The organism is Streptomyces sp. NPDC006510 (genome assembly GCF_040611955.1).
Lineage (GTDB): Bacteria > Actinomycetota > Actinomycetes > Streptomycetales > Streptomycetaceae > Streptomyces.
In genome coordinates, this window is record NZ_JBEXPH010000032.1 from 23,854 (window position 1) to 45,170 (window position 21,317).

15 protein-coding genes and 1 tRNA gene are annotated in these 21,317 nt (G+C 67.7%); 10 read left to right on the forward strand and 6 right to left on the reverse strand.

All coding sequences use genetic code 11. The annotated features are described in order from the left end of the window. Positions 1 to 121: 121 nt before the first annotated feature. On the reverse strand, positions 122 to 1,348 hold the full coding sequence (locus tag ABZY11_RS13290) for a pyridoxal phosphate-dependent aminotransferase (protein ID WP_356479237.1): 1,227 nt from the start codon (positions 1,346 to 1,348) through the stop codon (positions 122 to 124). Between the two features lie 225 nt (positions 1,349 to 1,573). Here ABZY11_RS13290 and ABZY11_RS13295 point away from each other — a divergent pair. The 10 genes from ABZY11_RS13295 to ABZY11_RS13340 all read left to right on the forward strand — a co-directional run bounded on the left by ABZY11_RS13295 (position 1,574) and on the right by ABZY11_RS13340 (position 14,908). Continuing rightward, a tRNA-Trp gene (locus ABZY11_RS13295) sits at positions 1,574 to 1,646 on the forward strand. Between the two features lie 106 nt (positions 1,647 to 1,752). Then, complete coding sequence (gene secE, locus ABZY11_RS13300; protein ID WP_093540775.1) at positions 1,753 to 2,040, forward strand: preprotein translocase subunit SecE; 288 nt, start codon at positions 1,753 to 1,755, stop codon at positions 2,038 to 2,040. 73 nt (positions 2,041 to 2,113) lie between these two features. Continuing rightward, positions 2,114 to 2,992 carry a transcription termination/antitermination protein NusG gene (gene nusG, locus ABZY11_RS13305; RefSeq protein WP_356479238.1) on the forward strand — a complete coding sequence of 293 codons (879 nt, stop codon included), beginning with the start codon at positions 2,114 to 2,116 and terminating at the stop codon, positions 2,990 to 2,992. A 176-nt stretch (positions 2,993 to 3,168) separates the two neighbouring features. After that, positions 3,169 to 3,603, forward strand: coding sequence for a 50S ribosomal protein L11 (gene rplK / locus ABZY11_RS13310; RefSeq protein WP_006126872.1), 435 nt, complete (start codon positions 3,169 to 3,171; stop codon positions 3,601 to 3,603). Between the two features lie 82 nt (positions 3,604 to 3,685). Next, positions 3,686 to 4,408 (forward strand): 50S ribosomal protein L1, encoded by a 723-nt coding sequence (gene rplA / locus ABZY11_RS13315; RefSeq protein WP_072485562.1) that lies wholly within the window; start codon positions 3,686 to 3,688, stop codon positions 4,406 to 4,408. Between the two features lie 162 nt (positions 4,409 to 4,570). Then, on the forward strand, positions 4,571 to 5,473 hold the full coding sequence (locus ABZY11_RS13320) for a hypothetical protein (protein ID WP_356479239.1): 903 nt from the start codon (positions 4,571 to 4,573) through the stop codon (positions 5,471 to 5,473). Positions 5,474 to 5,747: 274 nt separating this feature from the next. After that, positions 5,748 to 6,278 carry a 50S ribosomal protein L10 gene (rplJ, locus tag ABZY11_RS13325; protein ID WP_093540771.1) on the forward strand — a complete coding sequence of 177 codons (531 nt, stop codon included), beginning with the start codon at positions 5,748 to 5,750 and terminating at the stop codon, positions 6,276 to 6,278. A 111-nt stretch (positions 6,279 to 6,389) separates the two neighbouring features. Next, the gene (gene rplL / locus ABZY11_RS13330) at positions 6,390 to 6,773 is read left to right on the forward strand and encodes a 50S ribosomal protein L7/L12 (protein ID WP_118901854.1); all 384 of its coding nucleotides are present in this window, start codon (positions 6,390 to 6,392) and stop codon (positions 6,771 to 6,773) included. A gap of 620 nt (positions 6,774 to 7,393) precedes the next feature. Then, positions 7,394 to 10,879, forward strand: coding sequence for a DNA-directed RNA polymerase subunit beta (rpoB, locus tag ABZY11_RS13335; RefSeq protein ID WP_356479240.1), 3,486 nt, complete (start codon positions 7,394 to 7,396; stop codon positions 10,877 to 10,879). Positions 10,880 to 11,008: 129 nt separating this feature from the next. Next, positions 11,009 to 14,908 (forward strand): DNA-directed RNA polymerase subunit beta', encoded by a 3,900-nt coding sequence (locus tag ABZY11_RS13340; protein ID WP_356479241.1) that lies wholly within the window; start codon positions 11,009 to 11,011, stop codon positions 14,906 to 14,908. 94 nt (positions 14,909 to 15,002) lie between these two features. Here the strand turns inward: ABZY11_RS13340 and ABZY11_RS13345 are convergent, their stop codons facing one another. The 5 genes from ABZY11_RS13345 to ABZY11_RS13365 are packed head-to-tail and all read right to left on the reverse strand — an operon-like array spanning position 15,003 to position 21,201. Further along, positions 15,003 to 16,094, reverse strand: coding sequence for a M48 family metalloprotease (locus ABZY11_RS13345; protein WP_356479242.1), 1,092 nt, complete (start codon positions 16,092 to 16,094; stop codon positions 15,003 to 15,005). Between the two features lie 24 nt (positions 16,095 to 16,118). After that, a complete protein-coding gene (locus tag ABZY11_RS13350; protein ID WP_356479243.1) occupies positions 16,119 to 16,628 on the reverse strand; it encodes a Pycsar system effector family protein in 510 nt (169 codons plus the stop codon). Then, positions 16,625 to 18,214 carry a hypothetical protein gene (locus ABZY11_RS13355; protein WP_356479244.1) on the reverse strand — a complete coding sequence of 530 codons (1,590 nt, stop codon included), beginning with the start codon at positions 18,212 to 18,214 and terminating at the stop codon, positions 16,625 to 16,627. The genes ABZY11_RS13350 and ABZY11_RS13355 overlap by 4 nt, the downstream gene beginning before the upstream one ends. A 36-nt stretch (positions 18,215 to 18,250) precedes the next feature. Continuing rightward, a complete protein-coding gene (locus ABZY11_RS13360; protein WP_356479245.1) occupies positions 18,251 to 20,422 on the reverse strand; it encodes a hypothetical protein in 2,172 nt (723 codons plus the stop codon). Next, positions 20,419 to 21,201 (reverse strand): hypothetical protein, encoded by a 783-nt coding sequence (locus ABZY11_RS13365; protein ID WP_356479246.1) that lies wholly within the window; start codon positions 21,199 to 21,201, stop codon positions 20,419 to 20,421. Before ABZY11_RS13365 ends, ABZY11_RS13360 begins: the two co-directional genes overlap by 4 nt. Positions 21,202 to 21,317 lie beyond the last annotated feature (116 nt).

Consider the following 21,317-nt stretch of genomic DNA (forward strand, 5'->3'; position numbering starts at 1 on the left):
CGAAGATCCTGCCGCACACGAGGGGTCGAGCGGTAGCCGCTTTCCCCATCGAGTTGACCCCCGAACGGACGAGCGACCCCCGGCCGGGGCCGGGGGTCGCTCGTCGAATGCGCGGGAGGCGTTACGCCCTGGCCTCGCCCAGCAGCTTCTGGATCCGCGAGACACCCTCGACGAGGTCCTCGTCGCCCAGCGCGTACGAGAGCCGCAGGTAGCCCGGCGTACCGAAGGCCTCGCCCGGTACGACCGCGACCTCGGCCTCGTCCAGGATCAGCGCCGCCAGCTCGACCGAAGTGGCCGGGCGCTTGCCGCGGATCTCCTTGCCGAGCAGCTCCTTCACCGAGGGGTACGCGTAGAACGCGCCCTCGGGCTCCGGGCACAGCACCCCGTCGATCTCGTTGAGCATCCGGACGATGGTCTGCCGGCGCCGGTCGAAGGCGGTACGCATCTCGGCGACCGCGTCCAGGTTCCCGGAGACGGCGGCCAGCGCGGCGACCTGGGCCACGTTGGAGACGTTGGACGTGGCGTGCGACTGCAGGTTGGTCGCGGCCTTGACGACGTCCGTCGGGCCGACGATCCAGCCCACCCGCCAGCCGGTCATCGCGTACGTCTTGGCGACACCGTTGACCACGATGCACTTGTCACGCAGTTCGGGCACGATCGCGGGCAGCGAGGTGAACTTCGCGTCGCCGTAGACCAGGTGCTCGTAGATCTCGTCGGTCAGCACCCACAGGCCGTGCTCGACGGCCCAGCGGCCGATCGCCTCGGCGTCGGCCTCGCTGTACACGGCGCCGGTCGGGTTCGAGGGCGAGACGAACAGGACGACCTTCGTGCGCTCCGTGCGCGCCGCCTCCAGCTGCTCGACGGAGACCCGGTAGCCGGTGGTCTCGTCGGCCACGACCTCCACCGGGACACCGCCCGCCAGCCGGATCGACTCGGGGTAGGTGGTCCAGTACGGGGCGGGGACGATGACCTCGTCGCCCGGGTCGAGGATCGCGGCGAACGCCTCGTAGATGGCCTGCTTGCCGCCGTTGGTCACCAGGATCTGCGAGGCGTCGACCTCGTAGCCGGAGTCGCGCAGCGTCTTCTCGGCGATGGCGGCCTTGAGCTCCGGGAGCCCTCCTGCCGGGGTGTAGCGGTGGTACTTCGGGTTGCGGCAGGCCTCGATCGCGGCGTCGACGATGTAGCCGGGGGTCGGGAAGTCGGGCTCACCGGCACCGAAGCCGATCACCGGACGGCCGGCGGCCTTGAGGGCCTTGGCCTTGGCGTCGACGGCGAGAGTGGCGGATTCGGAGATGGCACCGATGCGGGCGGAGACCCGGCGCTCGGAGGGGGAAGTTGCAGCGCTCATGACCTCCATGGTTCCAGACCGTGATCCCTGTCGGCACAACGGTTTCAGGGACCGGACACGACTCGTACAGCATGCGGACAACATGCGATCAGGAGTTGTCGGGAGCTATCTGTTCGACGCCGGGCCGCTGAACACGTACACTCACCTGTCGTTGGCCTTCACCAGCCACACCATTCCCGCACCGGGACCATCCGGCGGGATGCGGTAGGTTGGTGGAAACCACAAAGGGTCGTAGCTCAATTGGTAGAGCACTGGTCTCCAAAACCAGCGGTTGGGGGTTCAAGTCCCTCCGGCCCTGCTACACACTTCTTCGCCAGGAAGTGTGCGCATGTACGTACTTCAATGCACCGCCGTGCGGCTCCACCGGGCGCGGCACGGCCATGACCCGGAATCAGGTGAGAAGCGTGACGGACGCCGTGGGCTCCATCGACATGCCTGATGCCGAGGATGAAGTACCCGAGTCGAAGAAGAAGACCCGGAAGGGCGGCAAGCGCGGAAAGAAGGGCCCTCTGGGCCGCCTCGCGCTGTTCTACCGCCAGATCGTCGCCGAGTTGCGCAAGGTCGTCTGGCCGACTCGTAGCCAGCTGACGACTTACACCACCGTGGTGATTGTCTTCGTCGTCGTCATGATCGGTCTGGTTACCGTGATTGACTTCGGGTTCCAGCGGGTCATCAAGTACGTCTTCGGCTGATCCCGCGGAGGGCGCCTCATGGGCGCCCCTTTCGCATGTTCCACCCATTTGTATCCAGGAAGAAGCAGCCACCGTGTCTGACCCGAACCTGAACGACGCCGTCGAGCCGACGGCGGGCGCCTTCGAGTCCGCCGAGGACGAGCTCGACATCGTCGAGGCGGCGGACGCCGAGGAGCCGGACCAGGCTGAAGCTGCCGACGCCGCCGCAGGTGAGCCCGCCGAGCAGGCCGCCGTGCACGCCGAGGACGAGGCCGCAGAGGCCGACCCCGAGGGCGACGAGGACGCCGAGGAGCCCGCCGGGGCCGACGAGGAGGAGGCCGAGCCGGCCGCCCCCGTCGACGCCGTCACAGCCCTGCGCGATGAGCTGCGCGGCCTTCCCGGCGAGTGGTACGTCATTCACACGTACGCCGGTTACGAGAAGCGTGTGAAGGCCAACCTGGAGCAGCGCGCCGTCTCGCTCAACGTCGAGGACTTCATCTACCAGGCCGAAGTGCCCGAGGAAGAGATCGTCCAGATCAAGAACGGCGAGCGCAAGAACGTCCGCCAGAACAAGCTCCCGGGCTACGTCCTGGTGCGCATGGACCTGACGAACGAGTCCTGGGGCGTCGTCCGCAACACCCCCGGCGTCACCGGCTTCGTGGGCAACGCCTACGACCCGTACCCGCTGACCCTGGACGAGATCGTCAAGATGCTCGCCCCGGAGGCCGAGGAGAAGGCCGCCCGCGAGGCTGCCGAGGCCGAGGGCAAGCCGGCTCCGGCCCGCAAGGTCGAGGTCCAGGTGCTCGACTTCGAGGTCGGCGACTCGGTCACCGTCACCGACGGCCCGTTCGCGACGCTGCAGGCGACGATCAACGAGATCAACGCCGACTCGAAGAAGGTCAAGGGTCTCGTCGAGATCTTCGGCCGCGAGACCCCGGTCGAGCTCAGCTTCGACCAGATCCAGAAGAACTAGCGGCTTCCCGCCAGTTTCTGGACACATGCCTACCGAGCAGGTCAGACCGGCTGCGAAGCCCGTCTGACCTGCTCGGTTTTTGGTCGCGCAGCTATACCCGTTATCGTTGCGCGGTATGCCTCCATCCGGATGATCGGACGGCGGCGAAACACTCTCACTAGGACCCGGAGAGAGCAATGCCTCCCAAGAAGAAGAAGGTCACGGGGCTTATCAAGCTCCAGATCAACGCTGGTGCGGCCAACCCGGCCCCGCCGGTCGGCCCCGCGCTCGGCCAGCACGGCGTCAACATCATGGAATTCTGCAAGGCCTACAACGCCGCGACCGAGTCGCAGCGTGGCATGGTCGTGCCGGTGGAGATCACGGTCTACGAGGACCGTTCCTTCACCTTCGTGACCAAGACTCCGCCGGCCGCGAAGCTGATCCTCAAGGCCGCGGGCGTGGAGAAGGGCTCCGGCGAGCCGCACAAGACCAAGGTCGCCAAGCTGACGGCTGCCCAGGTCCGCGAGATCGCCACGACGAAGCTCCCCGACCTGAACGCCAACGACCTCGACGCCGCGTCGAAGATCATCGCTGGCACCGCCCGTTCCATGGGCATCACGGTCGAAGGCTGATTCAGCCCCTCACATCCCCAGTGGTAGGGCCAAGCGCTGGCCCGCACCACGACTCCACACCCTGAAACCAACAGGAGTAGAAGTGAAGCGCAGCAAGAACCTCCGCGCTGCGGACGCCAAGGTCGACCGGTCGCGCAACTACGCGCCGCTCGAGGCCGTCCGTCTCGCCAAGGACACAGCCTCCACCAAGTTCGACGGCACCGTCGAGGTCGCGTTCTGCCTGGGTGTCGACCCGCGCAAGGCCGACCAGATGGTCCGTGGCACCGTGAACCTCCCGCACGGCACCGGCAAGACCGCCCGGGTCCTGGTCTTCGCGACCGGTGACCGTGCTGCGGCCGCGGAAGCCGCGGGCGCCGACATCGTCGGCGCCGACGAGCTCATCGACGAGGTTGCGAAGGGTCGTCTGGACTTCGACGCCGTCGTCGCCACCCCGGACCTCATGGGCAAGGTCGGCCGCCTCGGCCGGGTGCTCGGTCCGCGTGGTCTGATGCCGAACCCGAAGACCGGCACCGTCACCCCCGATGTCGCCAAGGCTGTCAACGACATCAAGGGCGGCAAGATCGAGTTCCGCGTCGACAAGCACTCGAACCTGCACTTCATCATCGGCAAGGTCTCGTTCGACGACACCAAGCTGGTGGAGAACTACGCAGCGGCGCTGGAGGAGATCCTCCGTCTGAAGCCGTCCGCCGCCAAGGGCCGCTACATCAAGAAGGCCACCCTGGCCACCACGATGGGCCCCGGCATCCCGCTGGACGCCAACCGCACCCGTAACCTCCTCGTCGAGGAGGACCCGGCCGCCGTCTGAGCCCCAGCGCTCGGCAGCAAGCCGCGTCACGTGTGACATTGACGGGCCCCGCAACCTTTCGAGGTGCGGGGCCCGTCCTTGTATCCGTATTGCCGGAGGTCCTGTCGGACCCGTGCGTTAGCGTGAGGCCCCGACAGAGCCGAACGAGGGGTGGAAGCTGACATGAGGACCAATACCGTGCGACGCGTGTGTCTGTCGGTGGCAGCGGCAGCGGCGCTGACGTCGGTCGCGGCCTGCAGCGGATCGGACAGCGGCAAGAGCGACAACCACGGCAGCGGCGTCGTGAAGGCCGACCCGATCGCCGCGCTGCGCGCCGTGCAGAAGAAGACCGGTGGGGAGAGCTCGGCGAAGGTCGAGGGCACCACCCAGATGGGCACCACCATGTCCATGGAGCAGAGCGGCACCATCGACTGGACCGACGGTCTCACGGGCTCCATGGAGATCACGTACACCGGCGGCAGCATGGCGGACGCCATGAAGCAGACCGGCGGCACCGGCACCATGCAGGCCCGCTACTTCAAGGACGGCTACGTCGTCAACATGGGCGACGGCTTCGCGAAGCAGACCGGCGGCAAGCACTGGATCAGCTACCGCTACGCCGACCTCGCCAAGATAGCGGGCGCCTCCGGTGAGGCGATGAAGCAGCAGATGCAGAACACCACGCCCGACCAGGGCGTGAAGTCGCTGCTGGCCTCCGGCGATGTGAAGAAGGTCGGCAAGGAGGACGTACGGGGCGTCTCCGCCACGCACTACTCCGGCACCGTCGACGTCGCCGCGCTGACCGCGAAGAACTCCGAGCTCGACGCCGATCAGGTGGAGCAGCTGAAGAAGCAGCTGAGCGACGCCGGCATCACGACGGAGACGGTCGACATCTGGGTCGACGACAACGACCTGCTGGTCAAGAAGACCGAGCGCGGCCAGATGAAGACCGGCGAGCTCAATTCCACGGTGTACTACAGCGACTACGGAACGAAGGTCTCCGTCGAGCAGCCCCCGGCTTCCGACACGGTCGACTTCGCCGAACTGCTGAAGCAGCAGCAGGGAGCGGGTTCGGGCGCGTCCTGAACCTCCCGCGCCGCCCTGAGCGGGACGGATTTGCTCGGCGCGACCCCGGTCGCGTACTCTCCTACAGAAGCCAAAGACCGCTGGTCGTTGCTGCGCTCTCGCAAGAGGGAACAGCGACCGAAGGATCCGTTGAGTACGGGCGACCTGCGCAGGTGACTGTGGAAAGCTCCCGGATTCATTCGGTCGAGCTACGCCCTGGCGCCTGCGCCGGGGCGTTTCGTCTTTCCCGGCCCCTTCTGAGCGGTCCTCATCACCCGGAAGGAGGCCGACGCTCATGGCAAGGCCCGACAAGGCTGCCGCGGTAGCCGAGCTCGCGGACCAGTTCCGCAGCTCGAACGCCGCCGTGCTGACCGAGTACCGGGGTCTCACCGTGGCGCAGCTCAAGACGCTGCGTCGTTCGCTCGGTGAGAACGCCCAGTACGCCGTGGTGAAGAACACGCTGACCAAGATTGCGGCCAACGAGGCCGGGATCACTTCGCTGGACGACCAGTTCACTGGTCCGACGGCGGTTGCCTTCATCACCGGTGACCCGGTGGAGTCGGCGAAGGGTCTTCGTGACTTCGCCAAGGAGAACCCGAACCTGATCATCAAGGGCGGTGTCCTTGACGGCAAGGCGCTGTCCGCCGATGAGATCAAGAAGCTTGCGGACCTCGAGTCCCGCGAGGTTCTGCTCAGCAAGCTGGCCGGTGCCTTCAAGGGCAAGCAGTCCCAGGCTGCTTCGCTCTTCCAGGCGCTGCCGTCGAAGTTCGTCCGCACCGCGGAGGCGCTTCGCGTCAAGCTCGAAGAGCAGGGCGGTGCCGAGTAACTCGGCTCGCGCATTGATCGTCGCCCACTAGGGAGACGGTCGCAGCGGGCCGAACGTACGCCCGCCTACATGTACATCCGGCACCTGCCGAATTAGTGGAAGGACGCCATCATGGCGAAGCTGTCCCAGGACGACCTGCTCGCGCAGTTCGAAGAGATGACCCTCATCGAGCTCTCCGAGTTCGTGAAGGCCTTCGAGGAGAAGTTCGACGTCACCGCCGCCGCGGCCGTCGCCGTCGCCGGCCCGGCCGGCCCGGCCGCCGCCGCCGAGGCTGCCCCGGAGCAGGACGAGTTCGACGTCATCCTCACCGGCGCCGGCGAGAAGAAGATCCAGGTCATCAAGGTCGTGCGTGAGCTGACCTCGCTGGGTCTGAAGGAGGCCAAGGACCTCGTCGACGGCACCCCGAAGCCGGTCCTCGAGAAGGTCGCCAAGGAGGCCGCCGAGAAGGCTGCCGAGTCCCTCAAGGCCGCCGGCGCTTCCGTCGAGGTCAAGTGACTCAGGGAGTCTGCTGACTCCTTCTGACGCCCCGTGCCGGTCGGCACGGACGTCATCGAACGAAGGGCGATCACCCATCCGGGTGGTCGCCCTTCGGCGTCCCCGAGGTGGCTGCCTTGCTCTTCCGGCGCCGACGAGTATGGTGATCTTCGCCGTTGCCTCTCGGGGGCGGCCGACCGGCGCCGGGAGGCGGTCGGGTGAGGACCTCGGGGCTCTGTCCCCGCAGGGGGGCCTTGACGAACCGCACGCGGCGCGCAATTCTCAGGACGCGTCGTCACAATCGATCCGAATCCGAGGCATGGATCGTGGGCGAAGCGGGCAGTAAAGAAGAGCGCAGCACGCGCAAGGGCTAGCCGTAGGTGTTGAGAAGAGCTGTTGAGAGCAACGTGGGTCTCTGAGAACCCCGACTGGACATCAGTGTGCCGTTTGGCTACACTGACCCTTTGCGCTGCCTGTTAGCTGCCTCCTGCCCGTCACCAGGGGCATGCCCACGCTTGAGCACCGATGACTGATCGCCTCTGACCTGGCCTTATTCAGCCGAATCAGAAGCAGACTGTCATCGTGTCCGGCTTGGGACCGGTACGCGCGTAGTGAGTCCGAGCCCTCGGAAGGACCCCCTCTTGGCCGCCTCGCGCAACGCCTCGACCGCGAATACGAACAACGGTGCCAGCACCGCCCCGCTGCGCATCTCCTTTGCAAAGATCAAGGAGCCCCTCGAGGTTCCGAACCTCCTCGCGCTGCAGACCGAGAGCTTTGACTGGCTCCTCGGCAATGCCGCATGGAAGGCTCGCGTCGAGGCTGCTCTGGACAGCGGACAGAACGTCCCGACCAAGTCCGGCCTGGAAGAGATCTTCGAGGAGATCTCGCCGATCGAGGACTTCTCCGGGTCGATGTCGCTGACTTTCCGCGACCACCGCTTCGAGCCCCCGAAGAACTCGATCGACGAGTGCAAGGAGCGCGACTTCACGTTCGCCGCCCCGCTCTTCGTCACCGCTGAGTTCACCAACAACGAGACCGGCGAGATCAAGTCCCAGACGGTCTTCATGGGCGACTTCCCGCTCATGACCAACAAGGGCACCTTCGTCATCAACGGCACCGAGCGTGTCGTCGTGTCGCAGCTGGTCCGCTCGCCGGGTGTCTACTTCGACTCCTCCATCGACAAGACGTCCGACAAGGACATCTTCTCCGCCAAGATCATCCCGTCCCGGGGTGCCTGGCTGGAGATGGAGATCGACAAGCGCGACATGGTCGGTGTCCGTATCGACCGCAAGCGCAAGCAGTCCGTCACCGTTCTCCTGAAGGCTCTCGGTTGGACGACCGAGCAGATCCTGGAGGAGTTCGGCGAGTACGAGTCGATGCGCGCCACCCTGGAGAAGGACCACACCCAGGGCCAGGACGACGCGCTGCTCGACATCTACCGCAAGCTGCGTCCGGGCGAGCCGCCCACCCGTGAGGCCGCTCAGACGCTGCTGGAGAACCTCTACTTCAACCCGAAGCGCTACGACCTCGCGAAGGTCGGCCGCTACAAGGTGAACAAGAAGCTCGGCGCCGACGAGCCGCTCGACGCCGGTGTGCTCACCAGCGACGACGTCATCGCGACGATCAAGTACCTGGTCAAGCTGCACGCCGGTGAGACCGAGACGGTCGGCGAGTCCGGCCGCTCGATCATGGTCGAGACCGACGACATCGACCACTTCGGCAACCGTCGTATCCGCAACGTCGGCGAGCTGATCCAGAACCAGGTCCGTACGGGTCTCGCCCGTATGGAGCGCGTCGTGCGCGAGCGCATGACCACCCAGGACGTCGAGGCGATCACGCCGCAGACCCTGATCAACATCCGGCCGGTCGTCGCCTCCATCAAGGAGTTCTTCGGCACCAGCCAGCTGTCCCAGTTCATGGACCAGAACAACCCGCTGTCGGGCCTGACGCACAAGCGTCGTCTCAACGCCCTCGGCCCGGGTGGTCTCTCCCGTGAGCGGGCCGGCTTCGAAGTCCGTGACGTGCACCCCTCGCACTACGGCCGCATGTGCCCGATCGAGACGCCCGAAGGCCCGAACATCGGTCTGATCGGCTCGCTGGCCTCCTACGGCCGGATCAACGCGTTCGGCTTCATCGAGACGCCGTACCGCAAGGTCGTCGAGGGCCAGGTCACCGACGAGGTCGACTACCTGACCGCTGACGAGGAGGACCGCTTCGTCATCGCGCAGGCCAACGCGCCGCTGACCGAGGAGCTCCGGTTCGCCGAGTCCCGCGTGCTGGTCCGCCGCCGTGGCGGCGAGGTCGACTACGTGCCCGGCACGGACGTCGACTACATGGACGTCTCGCCGCGCCAGATGGTGTCCGTCGCGACCGCGATGATCCCCTTCCTGGAGCACGACGACGCCAACCGTGCCCTCATGGGCGCGAACATGATGCGTCAGGCGGTGCCGCTGATTAAGTCGGAGGCCCCGCTCGTCGGCACCGGCATGGAGTACCGCTGCGCCACCGACGCCGGCGACGTGCTCAAGGCCGAGAAGGACGGTGTGGTCCAGGAGGTCTCCGCGGACTACATCACCGTCACCAACGACGACGGCACGTACACCACGTACCGCATCGCCAAGTTCATGCGCTCCAACCAGGGCACCTCGGTCAACCAGAAGGTTGTCGTCTCCGAGGGCGACCGGGTCGTCGCCGACCAGGTCCTCGCCGACGGTCCGGCCACCGAGAACGGTGAGATGGCCCTCGGCAAGAACCTGCTCGTGGCGTTCATGCCGTGGGAGGGTCACAACTACGAGGACGCGATCATCCTGTCGCAGCGCCTCGTGCAGGACGACGTCCTCTCCTCGATCCACATCGAGGAGCACGAGGTCGACGCCCGTGACACCAAGCTCGGCCCGGAGGAGATCACCCGGGACATCCCGAACGTCTCCGAAGAGGTCCTCGCCGACCTCGACGAGCGCGGCATCATCCGTATCGGTGCCGAGGTCGTCGCCGGTGACATCCTCGTCGGCAAGGTCACGCCCAAGGGTGAGACCGAGCTGACCCCCGAGGAGCGCCTGCTCCGCGCGATCTTCGGTGAGAAGGCGCGCGAGGTGCGCGACACCTCGCTGAAGGTGCCGCACGGTGAGATCGGCAAGGTCATCGGCGTCCGCGTCTTCGACCGCGAAGAGGGCGACGAGCTGCCGCCGGGCGTGAACCAGCTGGTTCGCGTCTACGTCGCGCAGAAGCGCAAGATCACCGACGGTGACAAGCTCGCCGGCCGTCACGGCAACAAGGGCGTCATCTCGAAGATCCTGCCGATCGAGGACATGCCGTTCCTGGAGGACGGCACCCCGGTCGACATCATCCTCAACCCGCTGGGTGTCCCGTCCCGAATGAACCCGGGACAGGTCCTGGAGATCCACCTCGGCTGGCTCGCCAGCCGCGGCTGGGACGTCTCCGGCCTCGGTGACGAGTGGGCCAAGCGCCTGCAGTCCATCGGCGCCGACCAGGTCGCCCCCGGCACCAACGTCGCCACCCCCGTCTTCGACGGTGCGCGCGAGGACGAGATCTCCGGTCTCTTCGAGGCCACGATCCCGAACCGCGACGGCGACCGCCTGGTGCAGCCCTCCGGCAAGGCCAAGCTGTTCGACGGCCGCTCCGGCGAGCCGTTCCCGGACCCGGTCTCGGTCGGCTACATGTACATCCTGAAGCTGCACCACCTCGTCGACGACAAGCTGCACGCTCGTTCGACGGGCCCGTACTCCATGATCACCCAGCAGCCGCTGGGTGGTAAGGCTCAGTTCGGTGGACAGCGATTCGGTGAGATGGAGGTGTGGGCCCTTGAGGCTTACGGCGCCGCGTACGCCCTCCAGGAGCTCCTGACGATCAAGTCCGACGACGTGACCGGCCGCGTGAAGGTCTACGAGGCCATCGTCAAGGGCGAGAACATCCCCGAGCCGGGCATCCCTGAGTCCTTCAAGGTGCTCATCAAGGAAATGCAGTCGCTCTGTCTCAATGTGGAGGTGCTGTCCTCGGACGGCATGTCCATCGAGATGCGCGACACGGACGAGGACGTCTTCCGCGCGGCGGAGGAGCTCGGTATCGACCTGTCCCGGCGCGAGCCGAGCAGCGTCGAAGAGGTCTGACGGGTTGGCCGGCCGGATCCCTGTGATCCGGCCGGCTCTCCCCGGACCCGTTCAGACCATTGCTGAAGTGCCCCGATTTCTCGCCTGACGCGAGGGGGCTCGAACCCCCGAAAGAGGGATTGACGACAAGTGCTCGACGTCAACTTCTTCGACGAGCTGCGGATCGGCCTTGCCACCGCGGACGACATCCGGACCTGGTCCCACGGCGAAGTGAAGAAGCCGGAGACCATCAACTACCGCACGCTCAAGCCCGAAAAGGACGGACTCTTCTGCGAGAAGATCTTCGGTCCTACCCGGGACTGGGAGTGCTACTGCGGCAAGTACAAGCGTGTCCGCTTCAAGGGCATCATCTGTGAGCGCTGTGGCGTCGAGGTCACGCGCGCCAAGGTGCGCCGTGAGCGCATGGGCCACATCGAGCTTGCCGCTCCCGTCACCCACATCTGGTACTTCAAGGGCGTCCCGTCGCGCCTGGGCTACCTCCTCGACCTCGCGCCGAAGGACCTGGAAAAGGTCATCTACTTCGCCGCGTACATGATCACGTTCGTGGACGAGGAGCGCCGTACGCGCGATCTGCCCTCGCTGGAGGCGCACGTCTCCGTCGAGCGTCAGCAGATCGAGAACCGCCGCGACGCCGACCTGGAAGCCCGCGCCAAGAAGCTCGAGACCGACCTGGCCGAGCTGGAGGCCGAGGGCGCCAAGGCCGATGTGCGCCGCAAGGTGCGCGAAGGTGCCGAGCGCGAGATGAAGCAGCTGCGCGACCGTGCGCAGCGCGAGATCGACCGTCTCGACGAGGTGTGGAGCCGCTTCAAGAACCTCAAGGTCCAGGACCTTGAGGGCGACGAGCTGCTCTACCGCGAGCTGCGTGACCGCTTCGGCACGTACTTCGACGGCTGCATGGGTGCCGCCGCCCTGCAGAAGCGCCTGGAGTCCTTCGACCTCGACGAGGAGGCCGAGCGCCTCCGCGAGATCATCCGTACCGGCAAGGGCCAGAAGAAGACCCGTGCGCTCAAGCGCCTCAAGGTCGTCTCCGCGTTCCTGCAGACCAGCAACAAGCCCAAGGGCATGGTGCTCGACTGCGTGCCGGTCATCCCGCCGGACCTGCGTCCGATGGTGCAGCTGGACGGTGGCCGCTTCGCGACCTCCGACCTGAACGACCTGTACCGCCGTGTGATCAACCGCAACAACCGCCTCAAGCGTCTCCTTGACCTCGGTGCCCCCGAGATCATCGTGAACAACGAGAAGCGGATGCTGCAGGAGGCCGTCGACGCGCTGTTCGACAACGGCCGCCGCGGTCGCCCGGTCACCGGTCCCGGTAACCGCCCGCTCAAGTCCCTCAGCGACATGCTGAAGGGCAAGCAGGGTCGATTCCGTCAGAACCTTCTCGGTAAGCGTGTGGACTACTCCGCGCGTTCCGTGATCGTCGTCGGCCCGCAGCTCAAGCTGCACCAGTGCGGTCTGCCGAAGGCCATGGCGCTGGAGCTCTTCAAGCCGTTCGTGATGAAGCGCCTGGTCGACCTGAACCACGCGCAGAACATCAAGTCGGCCAAGCGCATGGTCGAGCGCGGCCGCACCGTGGTGTACGACGTCCTCGAAGAGGTCATCGCCGAGCACCCGGTGCTGCTGAACCGTGCACCGACCCTGCACCGCCTCGGCATCCAGGCCTTCGAGCCGCAGCTGGTCGAGGGCAAGGCCATCCAGATCCACCCGCTCGTCTGCACCGCGTTCAACGCGGACTTCGACGGTGACCAGATGGCCGTGCACCTGCCGCTCTCCGCGGAGGCGCAGGCCGAGGCCCGCATCCTGATGCTGTCCTCGAACAACATCCTGAAGCCGGCCGACGGCCGTCCCGTCACCATGCCGACCCAGGACATGGTGCTGGGCCTGTTCTTCCTCACCACGGACGAGGAGGAGCGCAAGGTCATCGGCCAGGGCCGTTCCTTCGGCTCCACGGCCGAGGCGATCATGGCCTTCGACGCCCGCGAGCTGTCGCTCCAGGCGAAGGTCGACATCCGCTTCCCGGTGGGCACCATCCCGCCGCGCAGCTGGGTGCCGCCGGTCGCCGAGGAAGGCGAGCAGGAGTACCAGCAGGGCGACACGTTCAGGCTGCGTACGTCCCTGGGCCGCGCGCTCTTCAACGAGCTGCTGCCCGAGGACTACCCGTTCGTCGACTACTCGGTCGGCAAGAAGCAGCTCTCCGAGATCGTCAACGACCTCGCCGAGCGCTACCCCAAGGTCATCGTGGCGGCGACGCTCGACAACCTGAAGGCGGCGGGCTTCTACTGGGCGACCCGTTCCGGTGTCACCGTGGCCATCTCCGACGTCGTGGTCCCCGAGGCCAAGAAGGCGATCGTCGCGGGCTACGAGGCGCAGGACGAGAAGGTCCAGAAGCAGTACGAGCGCGGTCTGATCACCAAGGACGAGCGCACGCAGGAGCTCATCGCGATCTGGACCAAGGCGACCAACGAGGTTGCCGAGGCGATGAACGCGAACTTCCCCAAGACGAACCCCATCTTCATGATGGTTGACTCGGGTGCCCGAGGAAACATGATGCAGATGCGTCAGATCGCCGGTATGCGTGGTCTGGTGTCCAACGCCAAGAACGAGACGATCCCGCGTCCCATCAAGGCGTCCTTCCGTGAGGGCCTCACCGTTCTGGAGTACTTCATCTCCACGCACGGTGCCCGTAAGGGTCTGGCGGACACCGCCCTGCGTACCGCCGACTCGGGTTACCTGACCCGTCGTCTGGTGGACGTCTCGCAGGACGTGATCATTCGCGAGGAGGACTGCGGCACCGACCGCGGCCTCAAGCTGAAGATCGCCGTCAAGGGTGCGGACGGTGTGCTCCGCAAGACGGAGGACGTCGAGACCTCGGTCTACGCCCGCATGCTCGCCGAGGACGTCGTCGTCGACGGCAAGGTCATCGCGCCTGCCAACGTCGACCTCGGTGACGTCCTGATCGACGCCCTGGTGGGCGCCGGCGTCGAGGAGGTCAAGACCCGTTCGGTCCTGACCTGTGAGTCCGCGGTCGGCACCTGTGCCTTCTGCTACGGACGCTCGCTCGCCACCGGCAAGCTGGTCGACATCGGTGAGGCGGTCGGCATCATCGCCGCCCAGTCCATCGGTGAGCCCGGTACCCAGCTGACGATGCGTACCTTCCACACCGGTGGTGTGGCCGGTGACGACATCACCCAGGGTCTGCCCCGAGTCGTCGAGCTCTTCGAAGCCCGTACGCCCAAGGGTGTCGCCCCGATCTCGGAGTCCGCGGGCCGGGTCCGGATCGAGGAGACCGAGAAGACCAAGAAGCTCGTGGTCACGCCGGACGACGGCAGCGACGAGATCCCCTTCCCGATCTCCAAGCGCGCCCGTCTGCTCGTGGGCGAGGGCGACCACGTCGAGGTGGGCCAGAAGCTCACCGTGGGTGCCACCAACCCGCACGACGTGCTGCGGATCCTCGGTCAGCGCGCGGTCCAGGTCCACCTGGTCGGCGAGGTCCAGAAGGTCTACAACTCGCAGGGTGTGTCGATCCACGACAAGCACATCGAGATCATCATCCGGCAGATGCTGCGCCGCGTGACGATCATCGAGTCCGGCGACGCGGAGCTGCTGCCGGGCGAGCTCGTCGAGCGCTCGAAGTTCGAGACCGAGAACCGTCGTGTGGTCACCGAGGGCGGTCACCCCGCCTCCGGCCGTCCGCAGCTGATGGGTATCACCAAGGCCTCGCTGGCGACGGAATCCTGGCTGTCGGCCGCCTCCTTCCAGGAGACGACCCGAGTCCTGACGGATGCGGCGATCAACGCCAAGTCCGACAGCCTCATCGGCCTCAAGGAGAACGTCATCATCGGTAAGCTCATCCCGGCCGGTACGGGCCTGTCCCGCTACCGCAACATCCGGGTCGAGCCGACCGAGGAGGCCAAGGCCGCGATGTACTCGGCCGTCGGCTACGACGACATCGACTACTCGCCGTTCGGCACGGGCTCCGGCCAGGCCGTTCCGCTGGAGGACTACGACTACGGTCCGTACAACCAGTAAGCGAGTCGCTTGACCGACCGGAGGGCGGTCACCCCGTTTCGTACGGGGTGGCCGCCCTCCGGCGTATCCCGGTGTGCCGCACCGGCCGTCACGGCTACAGGTAGTGCCGCAGATGGTGCAGCCGGGTCGGGAAGTCGGGGTGGGTGGAGAGCAGCCGGGCGGGCGTCGACTCGCGCTCCATCCGTCCTCCCATGACGGCGAGGGCCTCCTGCCGTGCCCGGATCTCGTTCGCGTGCATCGTCTCCAGCACCTCGGCCAGTTTCGGCGCGAATCCGAGTGCGGCGGCGTGGCGGTCGGCACGCAGCTCGGCGCGGCGTCCCACCGCTGCCGACAGATACGGGAGTACGAGAAGCAGCGGAAACCCGTACAGGATCGCGGCAGCGGTGGAGGCGAGCCCGCCGATCGCAAGGAGCAGGACGCCGACGGCGAAGTAGACGGCACACCTGGCAGGCGTGACGACGGAGCGGGCCATCACGCGGAGGACGCGCCAGGCCGCCCGGCCCGGCAGCCCGTACCAGTGGCCCAGCAGTAACGACCACGCATGGCCGCCGGTGTGGTGACCCAGCTCATGGGCGAGTACGGCGGCCAGCTGGCCACTCGGCAACTGTTCCAGCGCGAACCGGGTGACCCCCACGATGTGGCCCGCGGCGGCGTACGCGTTGAGGCCGTCGCTCTCCTCGATCCAGAGCTGATACAGCGCTCCGTCGATGCCGGCGATGGCCGTCACCTCCCGCCAGACCGGCTCCAGCCGAGCGGCTTCCTGCGGCATCGGGCGCCGGAGTCCAAGCAGGTAGCGGGCGAGAAGATCCTCTGTGGGCCGGTGGAAGACCAGGACGCCGGATGCCAGCCAGAGCATGACCGGTATCCAGAACGGCAGCCCGAGGCAGCCGTCCAGGATCGCGCTCATCAGCAGCACCACCAGCATGCTCATCAGGAAGGCCGGCAGCGCCAGTGTCAGTTGTCCGAGTGCGGTGATGTCCACACGCCGCTGATGCGCTGCGTAGTACACGCGTCGGCCCGGCCCATGCTCGTAGATCAAGTCATCGGGCGCGGTCGGTGCGGTGGCGGTCAGGTGCGGATCCGGGGGCGGTACGACCCCGTCGTCGGCCGGGGACTGCACGGAGCCGCTGTCCGCCGGTGCGGGCCCGTCGCCCGGGTCCTGGGGCTGAGGTGTTGGTGGAGTCATGGTCATCCTTTGGCATGAGGAGTGTCAGCCGAGGAGTAGCGAGGCGGGGAGCAGGACGGCGCCGACGGAGTAGGCGAGCAGCCCCACACGTATCCACTGGTGCTTGCACACGGCGATCCGGCTGGTTTCGGTCAGGGCCGTGACGAGCGCGGCGGCCGGGGCCCTCTCGGTGGTGTCGAGGGCTTCGGACAGCCGGTTCTGTCGGGCGGCGCGCCGGATGTCCCCGAAGTAGGTGAGAGGGGCCCCGGGGACCCAGGCACTGCCGCGGTAGCGCGGGAATATGGCCATCAGCATGGAGAGCAGTGCGGTCGCCAGCCCGCCGACGCCTGTCCACCACAGGGCCGTACCGGGGACGGAGAGCGTGTTCGGGTGCCACTCGCTGCCGGCCAGCCAGCCGCTGATCACGCCTGCGGTCATGCCGAGCGCGGCGACCAGTACGGACGCCTTGCTGTCGGCCCGTGCGATCTCGGACCGCAGATCGAGGAGGAGCCGCGCCCCGGCATCGGCGTTCCGGTTCGATGGACTGTCGGTCATGTGCTGCGGCCCTCCTGGCCCGGTGCTCCGGCCAAGTCCGTGTCCGGCGGCATGTCCGTGGACTCGGCTGCGTCGGTCACCCCGCCCCGGTCAGCCGGTCCTGCGGCGTCCGCCGTCGTGTCTTCGACGGAGGCGGACGCCGGCCGGGGGAGGGGAGAGCCTGCGGCAGTCACCGGCCTTGTCCTCGGCACACCGGTCCCGTCGGCTGCTCTGCGCATGCCTTCCGCACCGGCCGACGGTGTGGCCGTGCCCGTTGGTTTCAGGGGAGTGCTGCCGTAGCCCGGCGGCGGCTGCCAGCCCGGCAAGTGGCTCAACGGGGCACCCGCCTCCGGGTCGGCCCTGCGGAAGGGGGTGCCGTCGAGCCGGTGCGCCTCCCCGCCGTTTGTGCCGATGCCGCCGATCAGGTCGAAGTCCGGCCAGGATGTGCCCCCCGTGACCGCTTCCGGTACCGCTCTCGGCGCGTCCTGCGGCATCGACACGGTCAGCCGGCCCTCAGCAGTGCTCTGCGCGGTGACTCCCGGAAGGTGCTGGTTCAGTACGTCGATCAACGCCTGGAGAGCCTTCTTCTTCGGTGCCTCCAGCTCGTGGTTCTCCGCGCTGTCGCCCTTCAGCAGTTCGCCCGCCAGCTCCATCTGCGCTTTGATCATGTGCAGCTGGTCCTGGCGCAGGCTGGTCACCACGAGCCTGGTGTCCTCGGGATGGTCGGCCAGATGGAGCGCCCATGCGCGGACCCCGCCCTGTTCCAAGTGCTTTTCGTAGAAGGCGATCTTTTCCGCGTTCACCCGCTGCAGCTCCATCTGCCGTCGGGCCCGGTCGACCGCCTCCGCGTGCTGCCACTTCTGCTGTTGCAACCTCAGTTCGTGCTGCTGCTCCTCGAATTCGGCCGCGCGCCCCCACTGCAACGCGTCCTGCTCCCTGACGCGCCGGTCGATCGCGGCATCGTGCTCCCTGCCGCGCTGCTCGGTGTGCACCTGCTCGGTGGCCGCGTGGTCGATGGACCTCATGCGCCGCACATGGTCGATGGCCCCCTGGTCCCCGCGCAGCCGTACGGTCCAGGTCACCGAGAGTCCCGCCTGGGTGCCGAGCGCACCCTGTGCGCGCACTTCCCGCAGCAGTGCCTCCTCGGCCTCCGCGCTCCGGGACGCGGGGTAGCGGCGGGTGACGGCCCGGGCCGGCTGTTCCAGCTCGCTGATCAGCAGCCGTGGCACGTCACGGTGGCGGCTCGCCACGAACAGCGCGGGGTCGACGACCTGCCACGACAGTTCGACGACCACCCCGAACTCGAAGGCGTCGTCGTCGCTGGGCAGGCCGATCTCCTCGCGCACGGGATGGACGCCCATGTCGACCTCGTACACCGAGGTGTATCGCTTCGCGGCAGCTCCGGCCCGGGTGGGCCGGAGCGGTGGAAGGTAGGTGTCGTACGAGCCGTCCGGGGCCGAGAAGACCAGGGCGTGGTCGATGCGGGTGAGCGGGCGGCGGGCGAATCCGAAGCGGGACAGCTGCCGCACCGTGACCACCGGGTCGGTCAACCGCGTTCCGCGGTCGGCCCGTTGGTCCCAGTCGGGTGCTCGGCGGAATTCGGGCATGGGGCACTCTCCTGTTGCTCTTGCTGAGGTCGCAGGTCAGGGATGAGACAGGACGGCCAGCAGCCGGCCTGCCACGGGCGGGGGATCGGCGCCGTCCTCGCCGGGCATCGTCCGCAGGAGATGGCTGAGCCGCTGGTGCTCCGACGACGTGGTGACGAGTGAGGGCAGCAGCGCGGCGAGCGCCCACTCCGTGGTGGGGTCGTGGTCCGCCGAAAGCGTCCAGAGGCGCAGTACGTCGAGGGCCTCCCGGGTGTGGCCCCGGCTTCCCAGAGCGGTGCGCCACAGCTCGACGATGCTGGTGGCGGCCGGTGTCCGCGAGGCCGACGCCCGTGCGTACCAGGACAGAACGAGCGGTTGTCCGTGGCGTTCGTCCTGCTCGGTCCGACGGCAGGCGCTGATGAAGCCGCCGAGTGCGAGATCGGTCGCCGGACGGTCGTCGTGCAGCGTCCTGAGCAGCCCCGCGAGCACGTCGTCGCCCGCCGGTGACAGCAGCAGAAGCTCTACGGACTCGGCGAGTTGCCCCGAGAGATCCGCGTCGGGCTCCGGCTGTCCCGCCTGGTGCCGGGCTGCCGCGCGCAGCGCCGCCAGGGTTTCGGCCGGGCGTTCCGGGCCGATCAGTCCATGGGCGCGGATGGCCACCCAGCGCAGCGACGACTCGTCGCTCTCGCACCAGGCGTCGAGGATGCGCGGCACATTGGGAGTGCCCAGCACGTGGGTGAGCGTGAGCGCGTTGACGGCGACGAGGCGCTGTCGGTAGAGGTGGGAGGAAGCCCACGGCTCGATGACCAGTGCCATGGCGGACGGCAGATCGGTATGGGCGAGTACGGCGACGGTGGAGGCGGCACGGGTGCGTACGAACGGCCGCCCGTCTCCTGCCAGCCGCTGCAACCAGTGCACGAGCGCGGGCCGTGCCGAGGGGTGCCCGGTCCATACCTCGCGCAGCAGTACGAGCGAGGCCCGCTCGTCCCGATAGGCGGCCTTCACCTGCCGGACCGGACCCCACTCGGTGGCTTCCTCGGCGTCGAACCGACGGGCTCGGGCCAGCTGGAGCCGCTTGCCGATGTGCGTGCCGAAGACCGGGACGGTGGGGAACCGCGCCCCGTCCTGGATCTCCTGGAGGAAGGTGTAGAGCAGATCGCTCAGTTCCGCCGTCAGGGCGTACGGCCCCTCGTCGAACGCGGCCAGGGCGACGAGGAACGCCTTGTCCCGCAGGTGCAGCACGGTCCCGTCGTCCTCGAACCACTCCTGGACCTGGTTCTCCAACGCGACCAGGGAGAAGTCCCCGAGCTGAGTGGCGTCGGCCTCCCCGGCCGCGTACCTCGCCAGGAGCCGGGCGAACTCGGCGGCCTCGCGCGGCTGATGGCTGCGTTCGAGGAACGCGGTCACGGCGGGCAGGGACAGCAGCTCCGACACGTGGTCCTCGCCCACCAGCACCGTCAGGTGCGCGGCGAGGACATCACCCGGCGGGGGAGCCTGCCAGCTCACCACCGGTACGTCCTCCAGCAAGGCCGTCGGCCCCACGGTGATCACCAGATACGCGTTCTCGCCCAGCTCCTTGCGGGCGGCCAACAGGTCCGCCTCGCGCAGCGGCCGGCTCCGCTCGGTGATCAGATCGCAGAGGACATGGCCGGTGCGGCCGTCCCGTGCCTCGCCGCCACCGAGTCCGGCCGTGAGCTGCCCGGGGGTGGTGTCCCGGCCGATCGCCTGGACCGGAGCGGCGCCGAGCCGGTGCAGCAGCATGAGCGCGGCGGTCCGCCGACCCGCGAAATACGGGCCCGACAGCACCAGGACATGCTCCTCGCGCAGCCGGTCGACCAACGCGTCGAAGTCGGCGCACGCGGGCACGAAACAGGCCGACAACTCCTCCAAGGTGGACTGTGCGATCTCGCCCGAGGCATGGAGTGCGGAGGACGCGCCGAACTGGTAGATGATCTCGGTCCGGTCGAGCAGGACGTCCCCGTAGAAGGTGCCGCCACCGATGCCGTGATTGATCCCGCCGAAGACGCCCCCGCCGACCTGGGTGCCGTCCCCGAACCCCATGGTCCGTGGGGTGTGGTTCTCCAGGTCCCGCCGGGCCGCCCAGGCGGGCTGCGGCTGATCGGTCCCCTCGGTCGCCTCCCCGTCGCCGTGACGGCCGTCCTGCGCCTCGGAAGGCTGGTCGCCTCCGGTCGAGGGCTGGGAGCCGTGCGGCTGCTCCTCGGCGCTCACCGGCGGTTCTCCCGGCCGCCGTCGCCGAGACGGACGTCCCCGGAGAAGGTGCCGCCACCGATGCCGTGGTTGGTCCCGCCGAAGACACCCCCGTTGACGGTTGCACCGCCGAAGTCGAAGGCCTGGGCCGGCGCTTGTGGGGTGTGCGGGGCGGTACCGGAGGCCGGCGGGGCGTCCGCCTGCCCGCTCGCGAGGTGTGGGCGCTCACTCGGCAGCGGACCGTGCAGCCACGCCGCGAGCGGACCGTTCTTGCTGTCCACCGTGACGGAGCGGAACTCCTCGGCCGGTACGCCCACGTGGCTGTGCCGCACGACCCCTCGGTAGACCGGGTCGGACACACACAGTGCGAAGTCGCCCGGGCACTCCCGCAGCGCCGCCTTCAGCAGCTCCGCGTCCAGCAGTCTGCACGCGTGGTTGAGATCGCTGCCGACCCATCCGTCGAGCCGGTCCACGGCGACGTAACCCGAAGCGACCACTCCACGAAGCCGCATCTGTGCGGAGGCGGACGCACGTCGGTTCTGGCTGTGCAACTGGGCCGGCACCTCGGTCAGCAGCGCCCGCAGCAGGGCGATCACCGAACAGTTGGCGTCGATCAGCTCCATCACGGAGTCACCGCGGTCCGCCCGCCTGCGCCGGGTCTCGTCGATCCCGGCGGCCAGCAGCGCCCGGTCGGTGAGGTCGTAGAGCATGCGGCGCAGATACGCCTGCTCGACATCGTCACGCTCGCTGTACTTCTCGATGTCGAGCAGCAGGATCGTGCTGTTCACGGGATCGCTCATGGGGTGCCTCTCGCTCGGGTCTCCGTGGGGCGAAGACACGAGCGTGGGGCCGATGGGACTGCGGTGGTGAGGGCGGATGACTCAGTTGGTGTGTGACCGTGTGCACAGAGCCACCC

Bases quoted from the DNA above. Each gene is read 5' to 3' on its own strand.
- ABZY11_RS13290 (WP_356479237.1), bottom strand. From the start codon at position 1,348: ATGAGCGCTGCAACTTCCCCCTCCGAGCGCCGGGTCTCCGCCCGCATC.
- rplK (WP_006126872.1), top strand. From the start codon at position 3,169: ATGCCTCCCAAGAAGAAGAAGGTCACGGGGCTTATCAAGCTCCAGATC.
- ABZY11_RS13320 (WP_356479239.1), top strand. From the start codon at position 4,571: ATGAGGACCAATACCGTGCGACGCGTGTGTCTGTCGGTGGCAGCGGCA.
- rplJ (WP_093540771.1), top strand. From the start codon at position 5,748: ATGGCAAGGCCCGACAAGGCTGCCGCGGTAGCCGAGCTCGCGGACCAG.
- rplL (WP_118901854.1), top strand. From the start codon at position 6,390: ATGGCGAAGCTGTCCCAGGACGACCTGCTCGCGCAGTTCGAAGAGATG.
- ABZY11_RS13345 (WP_356479242.1), bottom strand. From the start codon at position 16,094: ATGACTCCACCAACACCTCAGCCCCAGGACCCGGGCGACGGGCCCGCA.
- ABZY11_RS13350 (WP_356479243.1), bottom strand. From the start codon at position 16,628: ATGACCGACAGTCCATCGAACCGGAACGCCGATGCCGGGGCGCGGCTC.
- ABZY11_RS13355 (WP_356479244.1), bottom strand. From the start codon at position 18,214: ATGCCCGAATTCCGCCGAGCACCCGACTGGGACCAACGGGCCGACCGC.
- ABZY11_RS13365 (WP_356479246.1), bottom strand. From the start codon at position 21,201: ATGAGCGATCCCGTGAACAGCACGATCCTGCTGCTCGACATCGAGAAG.